This is a genomic window from Hoylesella timonensis S9-PR14 (genome assembly GCF_000762405.1).
GTDB classification, from domain to species: domain Bacteria; phylum Bacteroidota; class Bacteroidia; order Bacteroidales; family Bacteroidaceae; genus Prevotella; species Prevotella timonensis_A.
The window spans coordinates 1-17,701 of sequence record NZ_JRPQ01000067.1; the positions used below are offsets into that span (position 1 = coordinate 1).

9 protein-coding genes are annotated in these 17,701 nt (G+C 44.0%); 1 reads left to right on the top strand and 8 read right to left on the bottom strand.

What is annotated here, in order from left to right; genetic code table 11:
• Positions 1-466: 466 nt before the first annotated feature.
• From HMPREF9304_RS03755 to prmC, 3 genes are read right to left on the bottom strand one after another with little or no spacing between them, the layout of a single operon-like run.
• Complete coding sequence (locus HMPREF9304_RS03755; RefSeq protein WP_036926574.1) at positions 467-1,162, bottom strand: ComF family protein; 696 nt, start codon at positions 1,160-1,162, stop codon at positions 467-469.
• Positions 1,155-1,643, bottom strand: coding sequence for a regulatory protein RecX (locus HMPREF9304_RS03760; protein WP_036926577.1), 489 nt, complete (start codon positions 1,641-1,643; stop codon positions 1,155-1,157). The genes HMPREF9304_RS03755 and HMPREF9304_RS03760 overlap by 8 nt, the downstream gene beginning before the upstream one ends.
• 23 nt (positions 1,644-1,666) lie before the next feature.
• On the bottom strand, positions 1,667-2,518 hold the full coding sequence (gene prmC / locus HMPREF9304_RS03765) for a peptide chain release factor N(5)-glutamine methyltransferase (RefSeq protein WP_036926579.1): 852 nt from the start codon (positions 2,516-2,518) through the stop codon (positions 1,667-1,669).
• A 21-nt stretch (positions 2,519-2,539) separates the two neighbouring features.
• On the opposite strand from prmC, the gene ribD reads away from it, so the two are divergent.
• On the top strand, positions 2,540-3,487 hold the full coding sequence (gene ribD, locus HMPREF9304_RS03770; protein WP_036926582.1) for a bifunctional diaminohydroxyphosphoribosylaminopyrimidine deaminase/5-amino-6-(5-phosphoribosylamino)uracil reductase RibD: 948 nt from the start codon (positions 2,540-2,542) through the stop codon (positions 3,485-3,487).
• Between the two features lie 68 nt (positions 3,488-3,555).
• Here ribD and HMPREF9304_RS03775 read toward each other — a convergent pair whose 3' ends face one another.
• The 5 genes from HMPREF9304_RS03775 to HMPREF9304_RS03795 form a co-directional block, all read right to left on the bottom strand.
• Positions 3,556-7,338: an endo-beta-N-acetylglucosaminidase gene (locus HMPREF9304_RS03775; protein WP_036926583.1), complete on the bottom strand. Its 3,783-nt coding sequence runs from the start codon at positions 7,336-7,338 to the stop codon at positions 3,556-3,558.
• 132 nt (positions 7,339-7,470) lie between these two features.
• A complete protein-coding gene (locus HMPREF9304_RS03780; protein ID WP_036926586.1) occupies positions 7,471-10,527 on the bottom strand; it encodes a T9SS type A sorting domain-containing protein in 3,057 nt (1,018 codons plus the stop codon).
• Positions 10,528-10,640: 113 nt separating this feature from the next.
• The gene (locus HMPREF9304_RS03785) at positions 10,641-12,443 is read right to left on the bottom strand and encodes a SusD/RagB family nutrient-binding outer membrane lipoprotein (protein WP_036926588.1); all 1,803 of its coding nucleotides are present in this window, start codon (positions 12,441-12,443) and stop codon (positions 10,641-10,643) included.
• Between the two features lie 15 nt (positions 12,444-12,458).
• Positions 12,459-15,992, bottom strand: a complete 3,534-nt coding sequence (locus HMPREF9304_RS03790; protein ID WP_036926590.1) for a SusC/RagA family TonB-linked outer membrane protein — start codon at positions 15,990-15,992, stop codon at positions 12,459-12,461.
• 83 nt (positions 15,993-16,075) lie between these two features.
• On the bottom strand, positions 16,076-17,059 hold the full coding sequence (locus HMPREF9304_RS03795) for a FecR family protein (protein ID WP_036926591.1): 984 nt from the start codon (positions 17,057-17,059) through the stop codon (positions 16,076-16,078).
• Positions 17,060-17,701 lie beyond the last annotated feature (642 nt).

Consider the following 17,701-nt stretch of genomic DNA (forward strand, 5'->3'; position numbering starts at 1 on the left):
AATGCTGAATTTTCTTTACAAAGTGCCTCTCATAACTCGCGTGAAAACAACCAACGCCAAAGTGGGTCGCAAATACGCGAATTTTGAGCGATGTTTGTAAGTTGCTGTTATTTATGGCATTACGTTTATGTCGCCTCTTTTCTTTCCGATTTTTACCACTTTTAGGCGATTAAAGCATTAAGATAAGCTCACTATTTGCATGCTTTAATGCTGCTACTGTATGTGAATAACGCCGCTAAAGAGTGTTTCCAAGACCGTTAAGTCAATATTTTAGCTTCAAGAGACGTTTATTTTGCTCAAATCATCCCATTTTCACTTGTCGTTTGCCTATTGATTTTTTCTATTTTGAAGATTTTGAATGGTCGTTTTTTGGTAAAATAAGAGGACAAAAACAACGAAATAGATTTATCAAAAATGGTAAAAATTATCCAAATAGAGAATAGAGAATTTTGCGGATAGGCAGTGCTTATTTCTTTGTACACCCTAAAGCCAACACACTTATTTTGACCCTTCCGTCCCTTTGCAAAGTTTCGGCACAAGAACAGACGGTAGCACCTGTAGTTACAATGTCATCGATGAGCAGGACATGTTTCTCTACGATCAGGTTGCTATTGATGAGTTCAAAAGCATTTTCTACATTCTCTACTCGTTCCAAACGATTCTTATGAGTCTGACTACCATAGAACTGAATGCGCCGAACCACATTCTTTAAGATAGGGATGCCAGTCACTTCGCTCACCCCTCGAGCTATCTCCTCGCTCTGATTGTACCCGCGCTTTCTTCTTCTGGAGCGAGTTAAGGGAATTGGCACGATGAAATCGATGTTTTCGAAGAATCCAGCCGCTCCAAACTCCACAGCGGCCATACGTCCTAATTCTTCACCTACCTCGGGATGATAGTCATATTTCAGTGCGTAAATCACATGACTCACCTCCGACTGTGCATAATAATAAAACAAGGCTGCAGCGCGCTCAATGGGAATACGTCCCCAAAACAATTTCGCCATTTCGTTTTCGTAGGGGTTGAGTTCAAAATGTGTGCGTGGCAAATGTCGATTGCAGGAGGCACACATCACTTGCTCCGAGACAGCTAACCTTCTTCCACAGACATAACACGAGCGTGGAGCTAAGATATCTAACAGTCGACTAAAAAAGCTAATCATCCGTCGGTATCTCCATGTCATCAATGCACTTGCGTATCACAGGCAGCTCGAACCCCCTACCCAAAGCGTACTTCATGAGTTTCATGGCGCACTCATAATCGTTGCGCCCTGTAATGGTTTTCCACTTTTTCGACAGCAACGGCTTCAATACCTCGATATACCGCTCATCGGAAATCTCATCCAAAACTTTGCCATAAATATCTTTTGAGACTCCCTTTTGATACAAACCTTGCTCTATCTTCCGCCTTCCCCACTTGTCGTAAGTTAGTTTGTCGTGTGCGTAAGCATGTGCAAAACGTTCGTCGTCAATGTATTTACCCGAGACCAAACGTTCAAGTATTCTTTCTTGCGCATCTTCGGCAATGTCCCACCTCATCATTTTTTGTCGCATCTCGCCACTTGAATGCTCCGCTTTGGCACACCAATTAGACAATTTCTGCCAAGCCTCCTGTTCTGTCACCTGCTTCTTTTCTTTTAACATATCTATTCCTTGTAATCCATTTGCTATCTGTCTGGCACTGTTGCACAAACCATTCTTTCTTTCCCGAAGGCGTCTTTTCGAATCATAATATCGATGAATCCTTTGTTTTTAAGCATTTCCACCACAGCTTTTCGATAGAGAGGATTGATCTCAAAATACAATTTCCCATGTGGTTTCAAAGCCGTCTTGGCATAATGCGCAATGGCGTCATAGAAAAGCAGAGGATGATTTTCTGGCACAAAGAGTGCTTCTTTCGGTTCATACGAAAGCACATTCGGCTCCATTTCTTCCGCCTCCGTAGGACATATATAAGGAGGGTTAGAGACTATTATATCCCATTTCATCGAATCTTTTGGTGCATTCAGTGCATCTTGGCATACGATTGAAACCGTAGCTCCTAAGTCTCTTGCATTCTGACTTGCCACCTGAATAGCAGTCGTGGAAACATCCCAGGCTGCAACCTGTGCATGCTGTATCTCCAAACTCAGCGTAATGGCAATGCACCCCGAGCCTGTTCCTATGTCTAAGATGGTAGGATTTTTCAGTTTCGAGTCTTGTATGGTATCAACAATCCACCTGCACAATTCCGCCGTTTCATCGCGAGGAATCAATACTCCGGGAGCTACATGGAAGGTGCGCCCACCAAATTCTTTCACTCCAAGAATATATTGCACAGGCTCAAAGCGTTGCAGACGCAAGATGATTTCTTGCAGCGATTGGCGTTCGTCTGTTGATAATTCACTAACTTTGCCACAAATAATATCGGTCAGTGACATGCCATAACGCACCTCAAGTACTGTTCTTATCAAAGCCTTTGCTTCGGTTTCATCGTAAAAGGGCGTGAGTTGCGACCACAACTGCTGATAACTTTTCATGACAACAAAAATAATAAAAATATGAATATCAACCAAGATGCCATTGACAAAATGTACATGCGCCGCTGCCTTCAGCTGGCGAAACAGGGACGAGCATTGGCAAAACCCAACCCTATGGTGGGGGCTGTGCTCGTATGTGGCAACAGAATCATTGGCGAGGGCTATCATATCAAATATGGTGAAGCTCATGCCGAGGTCAATGCCTTTGCTGCTGTTCGGCAACAAGACGAGCAGCTGTTGCCCGAAAGTACGTTATATGTGAGCTTAGAGCCTTGCTGTCATTATGGTAAAACGCCTCCTTGCGCTGACCTCATCATCGAGAAACGAGTAAAGAGAGTAGTTTGCGGATGTATAGACGTATTTGCAAAAGTGCAAGGCAGAGGTATCGACAAACTACGAAAGGCGGGTATTCAGGTGACGGTCGGTGTGTTAGAAGAAGAGTGCAAGCTGCTAAATCGTCAATTCAATGTGTTCAACACCCTTCACCGACCGTATATCTTATTGAAATGGGCACAAACAGCCAACGGCTTTATCGATGACAATGGGCGTGCCATTGCACTGTCATCGCCATTCACAAAGATGCTCGTACACAAGTTACGCAGCGAATACGATGCCATTTTGGTGGGGCGTGTAACCGATGAACGCGAACATCCACAGCTCAATGTGCGTGAATGGAGCGGTCCATCACCCTTGCGCCTTGTCTTACATCACGGCATCTCCTTACCCGAGTTGTTGGACGATTTATATCAACGCAACCTACAATCATTGATGGTGGAAGGTGGTGCCACCACATTGCAGAGTTTCATCAACGCAAATCTATGGGACGAAATTCGCATCGAGACAGCACCTATCACCGTAGCACAAGGCACCCCAGCTCCCCGTGTACCACAAGATTCAACCCTTATTCATCAGTGCGTCTATGGTGAAAATATCATAGACACTTTCTATCGAACGACTGAAAACGAATGAACTTGATGATAAAAAGGCTGAGCGAAAACCGCCCAGCCTTTTTATCATAGATATTTGATGCGAACCAATTATCGCTTCATCGCTTTAATTGATTTGTACAATTGATTGTTTTTCATCACTTGGATGAAATACACGCCCTTAGCACCATTGATGCGGATATTAGCCACTTGTCCTGCGCCAGCATCGAAGACATTTTGTTGCAACAACATGCCTCCTGCATTGAGGATGTTGATCTTATAAGTTCCACCTTGTGCGAATCGGAGATTAACACTTTCAGCAAACGGATTTGGATAAACAGCCAGCTCAACCTCCGTGTTGACGTTGTCGATACCTGTCGACTCAGCAATTTCAACAGTCTTGGCAGAGGTTGCAGATGTTTCGCCCCAACGGTTCATGAGTTTGATCACAGCGCTGTAACTACCTGCATTCGCATAAGTAACAGTTGCTGTCTTACCTTCTTCACCTACCACAGTAGCTTGATCGAGAGTCCACACTGGGGTGGTTTTTACATCCAAGCTACCTACAATGCCAGGATAGCCCAAAGCATCGTTCATGGATGATTGCTTCTTATAAGAAGCATTGCTGGTGTTCTCGCCACCGCTGCCATCCATTACCACCACTTGTCCATCCTTGCCTGTAGCTTTGCCCCAGTTGGGGAATACGCTGTCTTCTGTTCTTTCTTCAAAGGTATAATAGCCTTGTAAGTGGTCAGGTACAGCATCCTTTTGATAGCCATTCATTGCTTGAGCGATTTCATCTTCTGTCAAAACCTTGTCCCAAACCTGTACATCGTCAATCCAGCCGTTGAAGCCTGACTTATACACACCACCGCCACCGATAAAGATATTGGCTGTTACCGAGGTGTTGATGCGGCTATCGTTACGTGTTTCACGACGAAGACTTGGAGAGAAATCTGTCTCTGCAACTTTCTTTCCGTTGAAATACATCACCTGATGTCCGCTCTCATTTTGCGTCACGGCAATGTGATTCCAAATACGCGGTGTGATGCTGTAGCCTGTAGACATCATTTGTTCATTAGGATTGTCGTGAGCCTCCCAACCCATGACGTTGAATGACACCTCATTGGCAGGATGCTTAGTGTTGCCTTTCCATTCAGGACGGATTTGTACCCAAAGGTCACCCCAGTTATTGTGCGGCCACTTGTCGGCTACCGTGTTCTTGTTAATCAAGTTTGTACCCTGCTTGTCGTGAGCAAACTTGTCTACCTTGAACCACAAGGCATAGGTATAAGTCTTGCCTTGTTGTATCTCACCGGGAATCATGAACATCTGTGGATCTCTTATCTCAATAGCGCGCGACACTTTACCCTCACCGTCTTTTGATGTATATGTCCACTTCACTTGTTCGTTGGTCTTTGCATTCTCCTTATCGGCAGTAACCGCTGTAACCTGTGGAACAGCACCTGTCTCCTCGGGAGTTATTTGCACAAAGCCACGAGTTACTTTTTCTTGTCCCTTGCCGTCTTTCACATGCAAATCGTAAAGTCCAATGGTAGGAACTGTTGTTTGAATCATCGTTGCGTTGGTGACGGACGCCATGGTCTTTCCTGTTCTCGGGTCAACAATCTTGATTTCTGCCAATGGATCAGCCAACTCGTCCAAAAGTTTGATAGTAAACTGTTCATTCGGTTTAACAACAGGCTTGTCAATAACCATGGTAGAGAGAGGATTATTATAAGGAACATCCAACCATTCGCTCCATGAGATGTCCGATTTCATCCTTCCATCAGGTGCCACTGCACGAACACCCAATCGCGCCTTGCGATTCTTTTCACGACTCACCAAAGGAGCATCGATTACATAACCTGCCCATGAGGTGGTTGCCGTCAGCACCATTTGCGACTGTCCCTCTTCTTGGAAGAGAATTTCATAATACCAAGTATCTACATCATCGTTATAGTATTTGGTATCACCCGTTTCTTCCTTGCTGGCATACCGCACCTTGAAATCTAATGCATTATAGCGACCACGTAACAATTGTGTCTCCTTGATTTTTGGCTTCAGTGTATTGAACGTTTGTGCAGGATTGCGCACAGCCATTTCACCCACGTACATATTGTAGTCATCAGGAGTATTTTCAACAGCGATACCCAACATGGCAATCTCCGATTCGGCAGGAATCTGAAGTTCTTCCATGGTTGCAGTGAATGTGTTCCATTCGCCAGCCTTAGTGGCTGCTGGTATGTCTATTTCCTTGTACTCATTGGTTTTACCCTTGAGCGCCACAAACAGTTTCGCATGTGTATTCTTCTTGTCCTCACCTGTCAACTTATAAGTAATAGAAAATTCGTAAGTGGGTTGTACCTTTAGGAGTGTCTTGAACAACTTCACGCGCGAGAAGTTAGTATTGCCATGAAGAGATAGACACGAACCACCGAAATAAGCCTCATCAAAGGTTAAGTCGGCTTTTATCAATCCTGAAAGGTTGGCGTTTGTTGCCTGATCGTTACGGTCAGTAATCCACCAACGCCATGTTGGCATCAAGTCTTGTGTATTGAGATTATACCATTTGTGGTCAAATGTCACCTCGCCCTCATTGCGGAACTTCAAACCGTTGCCGAGGTTAAACCGCGAAACGAACGGAACTGTCTGAATGGTAGATTTGGCAGATACCAATTCTGCGATTCCATGGAAGTTCTTGAGACTTGCATTAGACAGGTTACAACCGTTGTTGATACTTGGACGAACCACAGGATTGCGGTTACCACCACTAAATATCAACTCTTGCTTTTGCAGGTATGCATTCTGAATAGCAATGTCCGAGGTACCATTATCGGTGGCACTCTGATGAATGAGGCTTTGTGCATGTGCACCCCAGAAGCCCACAGAGATTTTCTTATTCTTTAAGATTTCCCAACTTTGACTATAACCTCGTGTGGTAAGTCCGCGCCCTTGAATATCGAAGCCAGCATACAAGTCATAACTGCTACGTCCCATCTGTTTGGCTTTGTATTCCGAGTCGGTCAGGTCTTGGGAGTCCCAGTTATAATTAAAGAAGAGCATGTCCGTGGTAACATTCTGACTATCGCCAAACATACGCTGGTTGTGTGATCCTAGCCCATTATCAAACGTAATCTGTCCATTGTCATTAGTACCGTCGTACCAATATACTTGAAAGTCCCAGCCTAATTCTTTTCCTTTTTGATGACACGCTCTAAAGAAGTCCTGTATTTGAACCATGGACTGTTGGTCTGAATAAAACTCTGAGTTGACGCCAATGCCATTGATGCCATAGTATTTGAGCAACTTCACCAATCGCTCCGCATTCTTAAATGTACCGTCATTATTTTTCTCGGTGACTTTCTGCATCAGTTTAGATTCGTCCCCAAATCCATACCATGGTGTGGTATAAACAGATTGCGACCAACCTATAGACCATAGGCATCCTACCTTGACACCATTCTTAGCAGCCACATCCGAGATGCCTGCCGTAGAGCGAAACCATGGCGATGTCCAGTTGCCATGAATGTCAACATACGACCACAAACTAAAGTTATCGCCCTCGAAACAATATCTTGGCAACGACTTCCAAGTTACCGTAGGGTCGTCCAACGGAACCCATAAACACATTTTTCGATTGGAGTCTACACCGTCTACTGCCAAATAATCACCGTCCTTGATTCGCTCTTTCGGCTTGACACGAGAGATAAAAAACTCATCGTCCATGCGAGAAACGCCGTCTGGCTGTTGTCCTGCATTCCACCGATCCAAGTAGTTAATCAGGTTTTCAAACTTTGCATCTTTAATGTCCAAAGGATGTTCAGGCGTCCGTTGGGCATAAAGGGCTGTGCTTGCCACAGATATTGCAGCAGCTAATAAAATTTTCTTCATTTTGGTTTTGATATTTAGATTAACAAAAAACCGTTAGGTAATTGGAACTCTCAACATTGTTGTTGCTCATCGCATTCAAGTTCTACCAACTACCTAACGGTTATTTTTCATGTGGTCAAAGTTTTATGTGAATTATTTAATCACTAACTTTTCCGTTCTAATGACATTCTTGTTTTGCATCTTTACAAGGTAAACACCATCTTGAAGCTCGTTTCGGCTAAGTGATGTTGGGTTTGTAAGATATTGTACCATCTTTCCGTCAACGGTGTAAATCCAAGCCTTCTCCACATTGGTAAAGAGAATGTCATTGCCATTTACTGTCACATTAGAAACACCACCAGCAAACACGGTATTGTCTACGCCATCAGTTCCTGATAAACCCTCGGGCTGGTCAGCAATACCTTGATCATGTTGTGTATCCACATATTGACGCTGTCCGTTCTTCTCACCTTGTATCTCCACATCAAAGTCGATAGTAAATCCTTTTGCAGTCAAGCCAGTTGGCAAGAAAGTTCCGCCAAACCAAGCATCTGCAAACACAATACGCAAACGACTTGTACCTACGTGAGCATCTTGAGGTACTGTAAACTTAAATGTATAGCCGTTCGGATCTTGTATCTCAGGAGTTGCCGCACGTATCTTTCCGGCAAAGAAAATCTGCTCACCCATAGGGTCGTCTTTTGGAGCCTTAGGATAGTTAAATGTACCACTTCCGTCTAAGTCTAACCAACCACCTGCAAAGCACCACTTCAAACCGTCTTTTTCATTGGGAGCCTTAAAGGTCATCGTAATCTGTTGTCCTTGCTTGACAACCAACTTGTGGTCGCGAGCATTTGCATACTGTGAGCTATCGCGTGGCGATTCCGTAGCTGTATAATTCAAGTCTTTTACAGCACCTGTAGTTGTAACGCTTGTCAAAAATCTTTGTTCTACAGCTGTCTTGAATCCATCGGCATTCGGATTAATCTTACTAATTCCATAAGTATCTGTTCCACCAACCGTTTCTTCTGGCAATTGAGAAGCGTCGGCACGCGTAATCTCTACCCATTCGATAGGAGAATAAGTCTTCAAGTCTGTTGATACAGAGCGTACACCGATAAATGGTTTTTCATTAGCATCGGCAAATACGATGTTTGGAACGTAGGTACCCCACTGAGTGGTACGACCTACCTCTGAAATGCGACCGTCTTTACCATTCTTATACATAATCTCGAAGTGGTCGATGTTAGCCTCGCAGTTGTAAATCATGCCATAGTCTGCACGTACACCTGTAGAATGGTCTACATCCCAATACAGTTTTGCAGAAAGGCTCTTCTGTGATTCTTCTTTCACTTCTACCATGAGATTCTTTACATTAGCAGGTGTAGCCTTCACGTCGTCATTGAGTTCGAGCTTACCTACCAACACATTATACTTGTCTGTTACGTTCTTGGCACGCAAACCAATGTGAGTAATTCGGTCGCCCATGTTAACAGGCAGGCTCACCTTTTTCTCTTGCCATGTCTTGTCGTCAGTAGCACCTACTGCTACCTCTTTCCATTGATTGTTTACCTTTACAATCAAATACAAGTTAGATTCGCCAGCTTGTTTTGTCTTCAAAGCAACTTTGGCAATAGGATTAGCCGCACTCACGTTAAGGTCGGTTCTAAACAGAACTACATCAACACCCTGTGCTGCGGACTGTCCTTTCAACAGTAAGCATGAGCCACCGTTATACGAGTCGATATGTGTAAATTCTGGCTGCAAAGCATTTGAAACAGTTTCTGTTCCTTCGCCATAAACCAACCAGCGATAAGTAGGCACTACATCTTGGTTCGCCATGTTGTACCATGTACCAGCCGTTTTCTTACCTTTATAGTTGTAACGCTCTCCATTACCTAAGTTGAAGTGTGTCAAGAAAGGAAGATTGCCCTGTATTGCAGAACGCTCTGGAATGAACGAAGCCAAACCATGGAACCTTATCAACGCGTCCTCTCCTTCCCACGCATGTCCGGCATTTGTTATTTCGGGACGATTCGATGGATTTCTGTTACCGCCAGAGAAACCACGCTCCAACAAACGTTGGTAGTTGTACTGTGCATTCAGCGCATCCGAACCAGAGTTGTAACTCCAGAAACGGCTATCGCCATGCTCTCCCCAAAGGCAGATACCAATTTTCTTCACGGTTTCGTTTGGTATGTATTTGTAGCCACCCGTGTAAAAATCGTATTCTGGTTTTCCTACCAACCCTTGCCAAGTGCGATTCATACTAACAATCCAAGCACCTCCATAAAGTCCTTCTGCGGTTCCCATCGCCTGCTCTGCAACCTTTACAGAGCTTTCATAATTACTGGTTGCGAAATCACCTCCAGAGTAGTTGAGGAACAAGTCGAAAGTCTTGCCATTGGCTTTTGTTCCGTATAAATAATCAACTGCATAATCTGACAGGCTGGAGCCTTGTGTATAAAGAGCAGCATGGAAGTTTTTGAAGCCCATCTTTTCTGCTTCCTTGTACAAAGCTTTATGGAAACCTGTTACATCAGAATTAGAGTAAGAGTTATCCTCCCAGTTGTAGTTGATACCGTCGAACCCGAAGTACAGCAGACAGTTGAGCATGGGTTTAACATACTTGTAGGTGCCATCCGAGTTTTTTGTTTGGATAAAGCTTACATAAGCTCCATCACCTGAACCTGCTGTCCAGCTTTCAAAAAACTTGATACCACTCATAATGTCGGTACCATTCTTATGTGCCGCATCTGTCCATGCTCCCGGAGCTTGGAACAAACCATGGTTCCAGGAACCAAACAGGTTGGTGTAGTTCCACATAGAGAACACATCATTGGCAAAGTTGGACGATGGATAGCCACCGATACCCTTACCCGAACCGCTCGGAATGTTCATAAACAGGTTACGTTTCTCGTAGGTGTCTTTCACCAAACGGTCTTTACGATCCAAGATGGCACGCTGCTTGACGTGCGAACGCACAAAAGCAATGTCAGAAGCTTGAATACCTGCAGCTGCAAATTCTTCCTTAGTAGGATAGTTGCGTCCTTTCTGTAAAGCCTTGTCAAATAAGTTCAACAGGGTAACCTCATTAAATCCAGCGAAATCATAAATCGTGGATGTTGCCGTTGGCGACATGCCAGACTGCGCATTTGCAGGTCCAGCCAAACAAGCCAAAAGCATCAGGGGTAAAAATCTTTTCTTCATAGATTTGGTTGTTTTATTGATTAAGTTATAAATATTAAATTACTGATGAGGGGAACCGTCTGATCCTTTTCAGCGAACAGACGGTAGTTCCCTATCACCATATTAGTAATAAGTTAAAAGTTTCCTTTACCTTTCACATCCCACCATACACGCGTAGCTTGTTGGTCGGGACCGCCCAAGGCTTTCAATCCAGTAGCCTGAATGTCTTTCAACGAAGCATCATCGCTATTGGGGAAGAGAATGCGTCGAACCAAATTGCCAGGTTTCAAACTGCCGTCTCCTTCCTCAACGTTAAGAACGGGGAACATCTTGGGGTAACCAGTGCGTCGCATTTCGCCCCATGCTTCCATGCTGTTAGGGAAGAGTGCAATGTATTTCTGCGTAATGATTTTCTCCAACTTCGTTTCCTTGTCATCGGCTTCATTCCATTTGACGCCAATCTTCGTCACGCCTTCCATATCTGGTGATGAACCTGTTGGGTCTTTATACGTATAAGCAACAGGCTTCTCCACACTTCCATATTGCGAAAGTACTGGTTTAAAGGAATTATAAAGTTCAGATCCTGGTTCGAAGATGGAAGAATTTTCAATAGCTCTGGTATAGAACAGCTCGGCTTTACCACCCATGTCCCATCCTCGTAAGGCACCTTCTGCACGCAGGAAGTCAATTTCTGCCCACTTAAAGAGGTACAAAGGTGCTTTCTCTATCAGCATCTTGTTGATTCGGCTGAACCCAATAAACTGGTTAGAACCGTAGGACTGTCCTTTCCCCGTGTGTATGCCAGAACGGATACCTACTTGATCTGTTTCGGCTGGCAGGGTGACTCCTTGGCCATTGCTCAGGTTTCCACTGTTCCGCATGCAAAGGGAGAAACGGTAGGGGTGTGTCAAACTTTTCAGCAGACTAATGAACGAAGCACTAAAACGCATATCACTCCAGCTTTCAGAAATTTCTACTAAAGGATGTACGCCTCCATACTGCGAGGGGAAAAGTGCTACTTCATACTTCAAATCATCAATCACTCCACTCTTCACAGCCTCCTCTGCCCACTTTTGTGCCAACTGAGGTTCTGCCTTGACCATGTGCATCGCCATGCGCAACTTCAGCGAATTGGCAAAGCGAACCCATGTTTCCATGTTTTTAACACCATTTGTTTTGTCTTGCGTTATCTCACTAAACTTGTTGACAATGTCCTTCACCTTGGCTTGATACCACGCAGGTTTGCTGTCAAAATAGCGTAGACAATTAACAATGGTATCAATATTGGCTTCGGCACCTGTGTAGATAGTCTTCATGTCATCGTACTTGAAAGGTGGGTCTACCTTGTTCGCCTTGAAGTCATTGTAAGGAATGGTTCCATACATGTCTACATTCTCAATCGCTGCATAGTTGTACAACAACAAGGCTATCGCCTTCACTTCAGGAATGGAATCGGAAGATTTATGATTCAGCAGCGGTGTCAAACTGGTACGTGCTCCCATAAACTGACCGTTAGGTCCAGCGATCCAATCCTGACTGGCATGATAGGAAGATATCAACTCACTCGCAAAAGCGAAGTCGGAATGTGGGACAACACCATATTGTGCGTACACATCGGGCAACGTATAATAGCGCTGGTAAGCATGGGAAACGGGATATTGTCCTTCCTTCCCACCTCGCATACAGTACTGAGCTGCCTTCAACATGCCAAAATATTTATCCAAACTCTTGGCTGCTGCATCTACTTGCTCCTCTGTGTACAACGCTTTATAGTTGATGAGATTTACAGAGTCTGCCTCACCCACGATGTCTCCCTCATCAATAGTGATGTCGTTTGGTCGAAAATCATCGGTCGGCTCATCAAAATCCAAGCACGACTGCAGGGTCATGAACCCTGTAGTAAGTGCTGCTACTGCAATATATTGTATTCTTTTCATTGTTTGAACGATTGTTTAGAATGTTAGTTTCATTGATAATCCATACGAGCGTGAAGAAGGCATGTTGAACATCTCGAACGCACCTAATCCGTTGCCAGTTGACAAAGATACATCAGGATCAACGGGTGAATTCTTGTACAAGAAGAATAAGTTGCGTGCAATGAACGACACATTGAGGCTGGCATTGCTCTTAAAGAGATTTTGGAACGTATAGCCCATAGACAACTCGCGTAAGCGGAAGTTAGTGGCATCATAGATATACTCCAATGGACTCTTCTTCACACCACCGATACTTGTGTAATAACTCTCAATGGGAACAAGTCGACCACTACCATCGGGCAGAGGCATTGCCAATTGTCCATTGGCCATCAAGTTGTGTTGCTCAGCATACAAGCGTGCATCTGCGGTACGCTGTGACAATCCTAAGTTGTCAAGGTACGACTCGGTGAGCGAAATCACCTTACCGCCAATTCGACCATTGATAAGGAAGAACAACTGGAAGTTCTTATAGCTAAGGGTGTTGCTCCAACCCATTTGCCACTTGGAGTTCATGTTACCGGCATATACCGTGTATTTTTTAGAAGCCTCAGACTCAAAGCTCAGTCTTCCGTCTTTCGTCGTAACGAGTGTTCCGTCGGCATTACGCTTGTAATCGGTTACATACATGTCACCAATCGATCCACCTTTCTTATATCTTACGCGCACCTCAGCCACATCCTGGAACACCAACTTCTCGGTGCCATCGGGGTTGTAGGTGGTTTCCATAATTTCGTTATCGTTGTACGACAGATTGTAAGAAGTCTTCCAACGCCAGTCTTTTCCAAAGCGGAAGTTATAACCAAGGGTTGTCTCCACACCCATGTTTCTAATCTTTCCAGAGTTCATCGGCTCAATTTTTCCAGAAGCATTGGCTCCCTCCATATATTGATCGGTAGAGAGGGCGTGATAGAACGTGAAGTCGAAGTCGAGACGACTGCCGAACCATGACGACTCAATTCCTGTCTCGAATGAGCGAGTTTTCTCGGGTTTAGGGTTCTTGAATGACGAGTATGGTGACGGTGGAACGGCTCCAGTGAACGTGTCACGTGATGATCTTGCTAATACTTTGTTAGGAATAGAGTTACCTACCTCTGAATAAGAAGCACGATATTTCAAGTAAGAAATCACCTCGGGCAGCTTTACTAAAGAGCTAACGATGGCATTGGCACCAAAGCCAAAGTAACCATAGCTCGCAGATGTGCCGCGATCTTTGAACTGTCTGAAGGCACGATACCAGTCCTGACGATAGGAAGCATCAAAGTACACCATGTCTTTCCAGCCGAGTTGGGCGGTGAACAGGGCAGCCTTGTCCCAGTTGGTGCTTACCGAAGCACGTGTTTCGCCTGCTGTGGCAGCATCGGTCTCAAAATAGTTCACGAGTTTAGAGAATCTAATTTTGTTGCCATCCTTCGGAGTTGCAGTGGTATAAGTATTTTGGTACTTTGTTCTGATTAAGTGAGCCACCCATCCTGCTGTTGCCGATACACTCCATGTATCTGCAAATGTCTTGTTGTAAGACAGCAAGTAGTCGGTATAAATTTCCGAAGTACGGTCCAAAGTCTTTGAATAGATACCATAAGGCTCAATACCTCCGGGGGTAAAGGTGGTAGCGTATCGTTTTCCGTCGTTGTCGTACTTGGTGTGGTCAATGCTAAGACGTGCTTGGAAATCCAACCCGTCATAAATGTCAATCTTACCACTCACCGTTCCAAACACACGGTCGGTGCGCTGCTTGGTACTATTCATACGGGTAAGCCAGTAAGGGTTGTTCTGGCTCTTCTCCAAGTATGCCCAGTCTTGCATCGGACCATTGAATGTCAAATCAGTAGTGGTAAGCTCGTAAATACTACCATTTTGCTGTACGTATGCAGGAACATTCTTCGCCATCCACGTACCATTTTCACGATAGTAATGGTTGCGATAGTAGTCCATGTCCAAGTTGCGTGGTGCTGTGTACATGTGGTACACAGGGTTCATCACTGTACCTCCACCAGGACGGTTGTTGGTAATGGTCTGGATATAGTTGATAGCGGTATTGATGTGTAGTCGTTTGAGGAAGTTGTACGACTGTCGGAAATTCACCGTATTACGGTTGTATGAGTTGCTAACCAGCATACCGTTGGCGTGCGAGTTAGAGAAAGAGAAGTAACTCTGTATCTTCTCTGTACCTCCAGAAAACGACACCGAGTTGTTGATCGTGGTACCCGTGCGATAGAAGTCGTCCAAATCGTTCTTGGCAGCATTACGCAAATGAACGGTATTTAGAAAACCTGATTCGAATGGTGCAGAAGAGTCAAAGGACGATTGCAAAGTTAACTGGTCTGCAGGGCGGTTAGCCACCTTGTCTCCCCAGCTACCAATATCAAGACCACCAGCTGATTTGATGCGTGCACCATAGACGTTTTGTATCTCTGGTGTGAGCAGCGGCGTGTCGAAAGTAATGTTAGAAGTAACACTTACAGATAGCTTTCCTTGCTTTCCTTTCTTCGTCGTAATCATCACCACACCGTTAGCGGCAGCCGAACCGTAGAGAGCGGCAGCATTGGCACCCTTCAGTACGTTCATCGACTCAATATCGTCAGGGTTGATCATCGACAAGGGGTCAGCACCTTCAGAAACACCTGCGTACTCAATGTTCGAACCATTGATTTGCCCACGCGTACCGTTGCTCATTGGAACTCCGTCCAATACAATAAGTGGAGAGCTGTTTCCCAACACCGACTTGTTACCGCGGAGGATAATCTTGGACGCACCACCGGCACCACCGGCACTTGGCGTGATAACGACGCCCGACACTTTACCCTCCAAAGAGTTCACTGCATTGGGGTCTTGTACACGCATCAAATCTTCTGCCTTTACCTGTTGTGTGGCATAGGTCAGCGATTTCTCCTTACGCTGAATACCCATGGCGGTCACCACCACCTCGTTGAGCATGCTGCTCTCTTCCTTCAACGTTACATTAATCCTGTTGTTATGTGCGACAATACTTTGAGGTGTATAACCGATGTAAGAAAATTCCAGTGTTGGAGCTGTTTCCTTAGTCACCAATGAATACTTGCCATCGATGTCTGTCACGACACCTGTCTGTGCGTTCTTTATACGAACCGTCACCCCAATGAGAGGTTCTCCATGGGAATCAACAACAGTACCTTGAATTGTGCGTGACTGCCCGATTCTGTTTTGTGGCGTTGTTTTTGCTTTCTCTTGTGCTTTATTTCGATGATAAATGGTAATCATCTTATTCTCAATAGAGTAATCTAAAGAAGAATCGAGCACTCTGTCTAACACTTTTGCCACAGGTTCGTTATTAAATGTAGCGGTAATCTTTTTCTGACCATTTACCTCACTTACATTGTAAATGATAGACATCTTCGTTTGCCGTTCAACTTCCTTGAGGACAGTCTTCAGCGGCGTTTTGTTGAAAACCTTTGTGACGGTTTGAGCAGAGATGCCCAATGGACACAGAAGGAGTGCAACGAGAATTGAATAATACAAGTATTTCTCTCTCATGGTTTCTTACTGTTTTTTTTATTCTTTTAGTTAGAGTTAATTTATTTGGTTATTAATTTGATTAGGCAACGATGCAATGAAGATTAGAGGCTTTGAATAACGACATCTCTCCCCTTTTGAACCACCTTTATGGGGATGGTTTTTTCCAATCCTTGTAGAATACCATCCAAGTTTTCACCATTGTTTAATACAATGGCAAACTTTTCGTTTTTCAATTGAGGGCTTTGTATCTTGATGTTGACATTAAATCTCCGTGACAGTATTTTAGCCAAATCTGCCAACGTAATACTTTCAAATTCTGTGTTTCCCTGTACCCATGCATTCGACCTTACAGATGTTTTTGTTTTTTGCAACACTCCTGAAGATTTATCAAAGACGACTTTTTCTCCTGGTATCATCATGAGGTTATGTTTAGAGTTGCTTATCTCAACACTTCCCTCTAACAATGTGGTCGTCACATCTGGATCATCTGCGTAGGCTGTCACATTAAACTTGGTTCCATGCACTTTTACATCATACCACTTCGTGTTCACGGTGAACATGGCATGGTTGCAATGAGCAACCTCAAAATAGCCCTCGCCTGTGAGTTGTACTTCACGATTATTGGTGTCAAATGAAGCTGGATAACGCAATTGCGAGCCTGCATTCAGCCAGACATGCGAGCCGTCTGGCAACACCACTTCGGCTTTTCCACCGAGCGGGGCAATACATGTATAATAGGCATTGCTATTTTGATTGAGCCCCATTAATAAATAGGTACACAATGAAGCAACCAATACCAAAAGGACAGCAGCTGCAGCAAGTTTGTATCGCAGTGAGATGATAGTTCTCTTTGGCTTTAGAGTTTTGCACTTCTCTATTCCATCCCAAAACTGATGCCACTGCTTATCTGTTTCTAAAGAAGGGGTATGTTTGTCATTCCACTTTTGCTCCAACTCGTAAAACGCCTGTTGCTGTGCATCATTTCCGTCGAGAAGAGCGAATAGTTCCCTCTCCTCTTCGTTGGTGAGCGTACCTTCGAAAAAGCGAAAAGCCAAATTTGACAATTGATTGTTTATATTTTCCATATTTAATTCAAGGACTCTGTATATATAACACGCAAGAACAGTTTTACCCTAACAAAAATATGAATAAAGTTAAAATTCATTCATTGAAGACTGCTATTTTGACAACAAAAAGCACGAAAGGAACAAAATTGTTGCGACGAAACTTTATCTGAAAGAACGTAAACACGCTGAAGAAATAAGTAAAGAACCCCCTCACGAAGGTCAAGTTGGTGGAGAACTTTTGAGTTTTCAGCCAGTAGTATGGAAGGAAAATAAATGCTGAATTTTCTTTACAAAGAGCCTCTCATAACTCGCATATTTACAACCAACAGCAAAATTGGTTGCAAATACTCTGAAAATGAGCGAGGTTTGTAATTCATTGTTATTGAAGATATTACGCTTAGTCCGCATCTTTTTATTCCATTTTTCACCCTTTCTTGGCGACTAACCCATTGAGTTAAGCTCAGTATTTGCATGCTTTAATGTTGCTACTGTATGTGAATAACACCTCTAAAGCGTGTTTCCAAGCGCGTGAAGTCAATGTCCTAACTTAAAAAGACGTTTATTTTGCTCAAATCAGCGTATTTTTGCATACCGCTTGCCTATTCATTTTTTCTATTTTGAAGATTTTGAATGGTCGATTTTTGGTAAAATAATAGGACA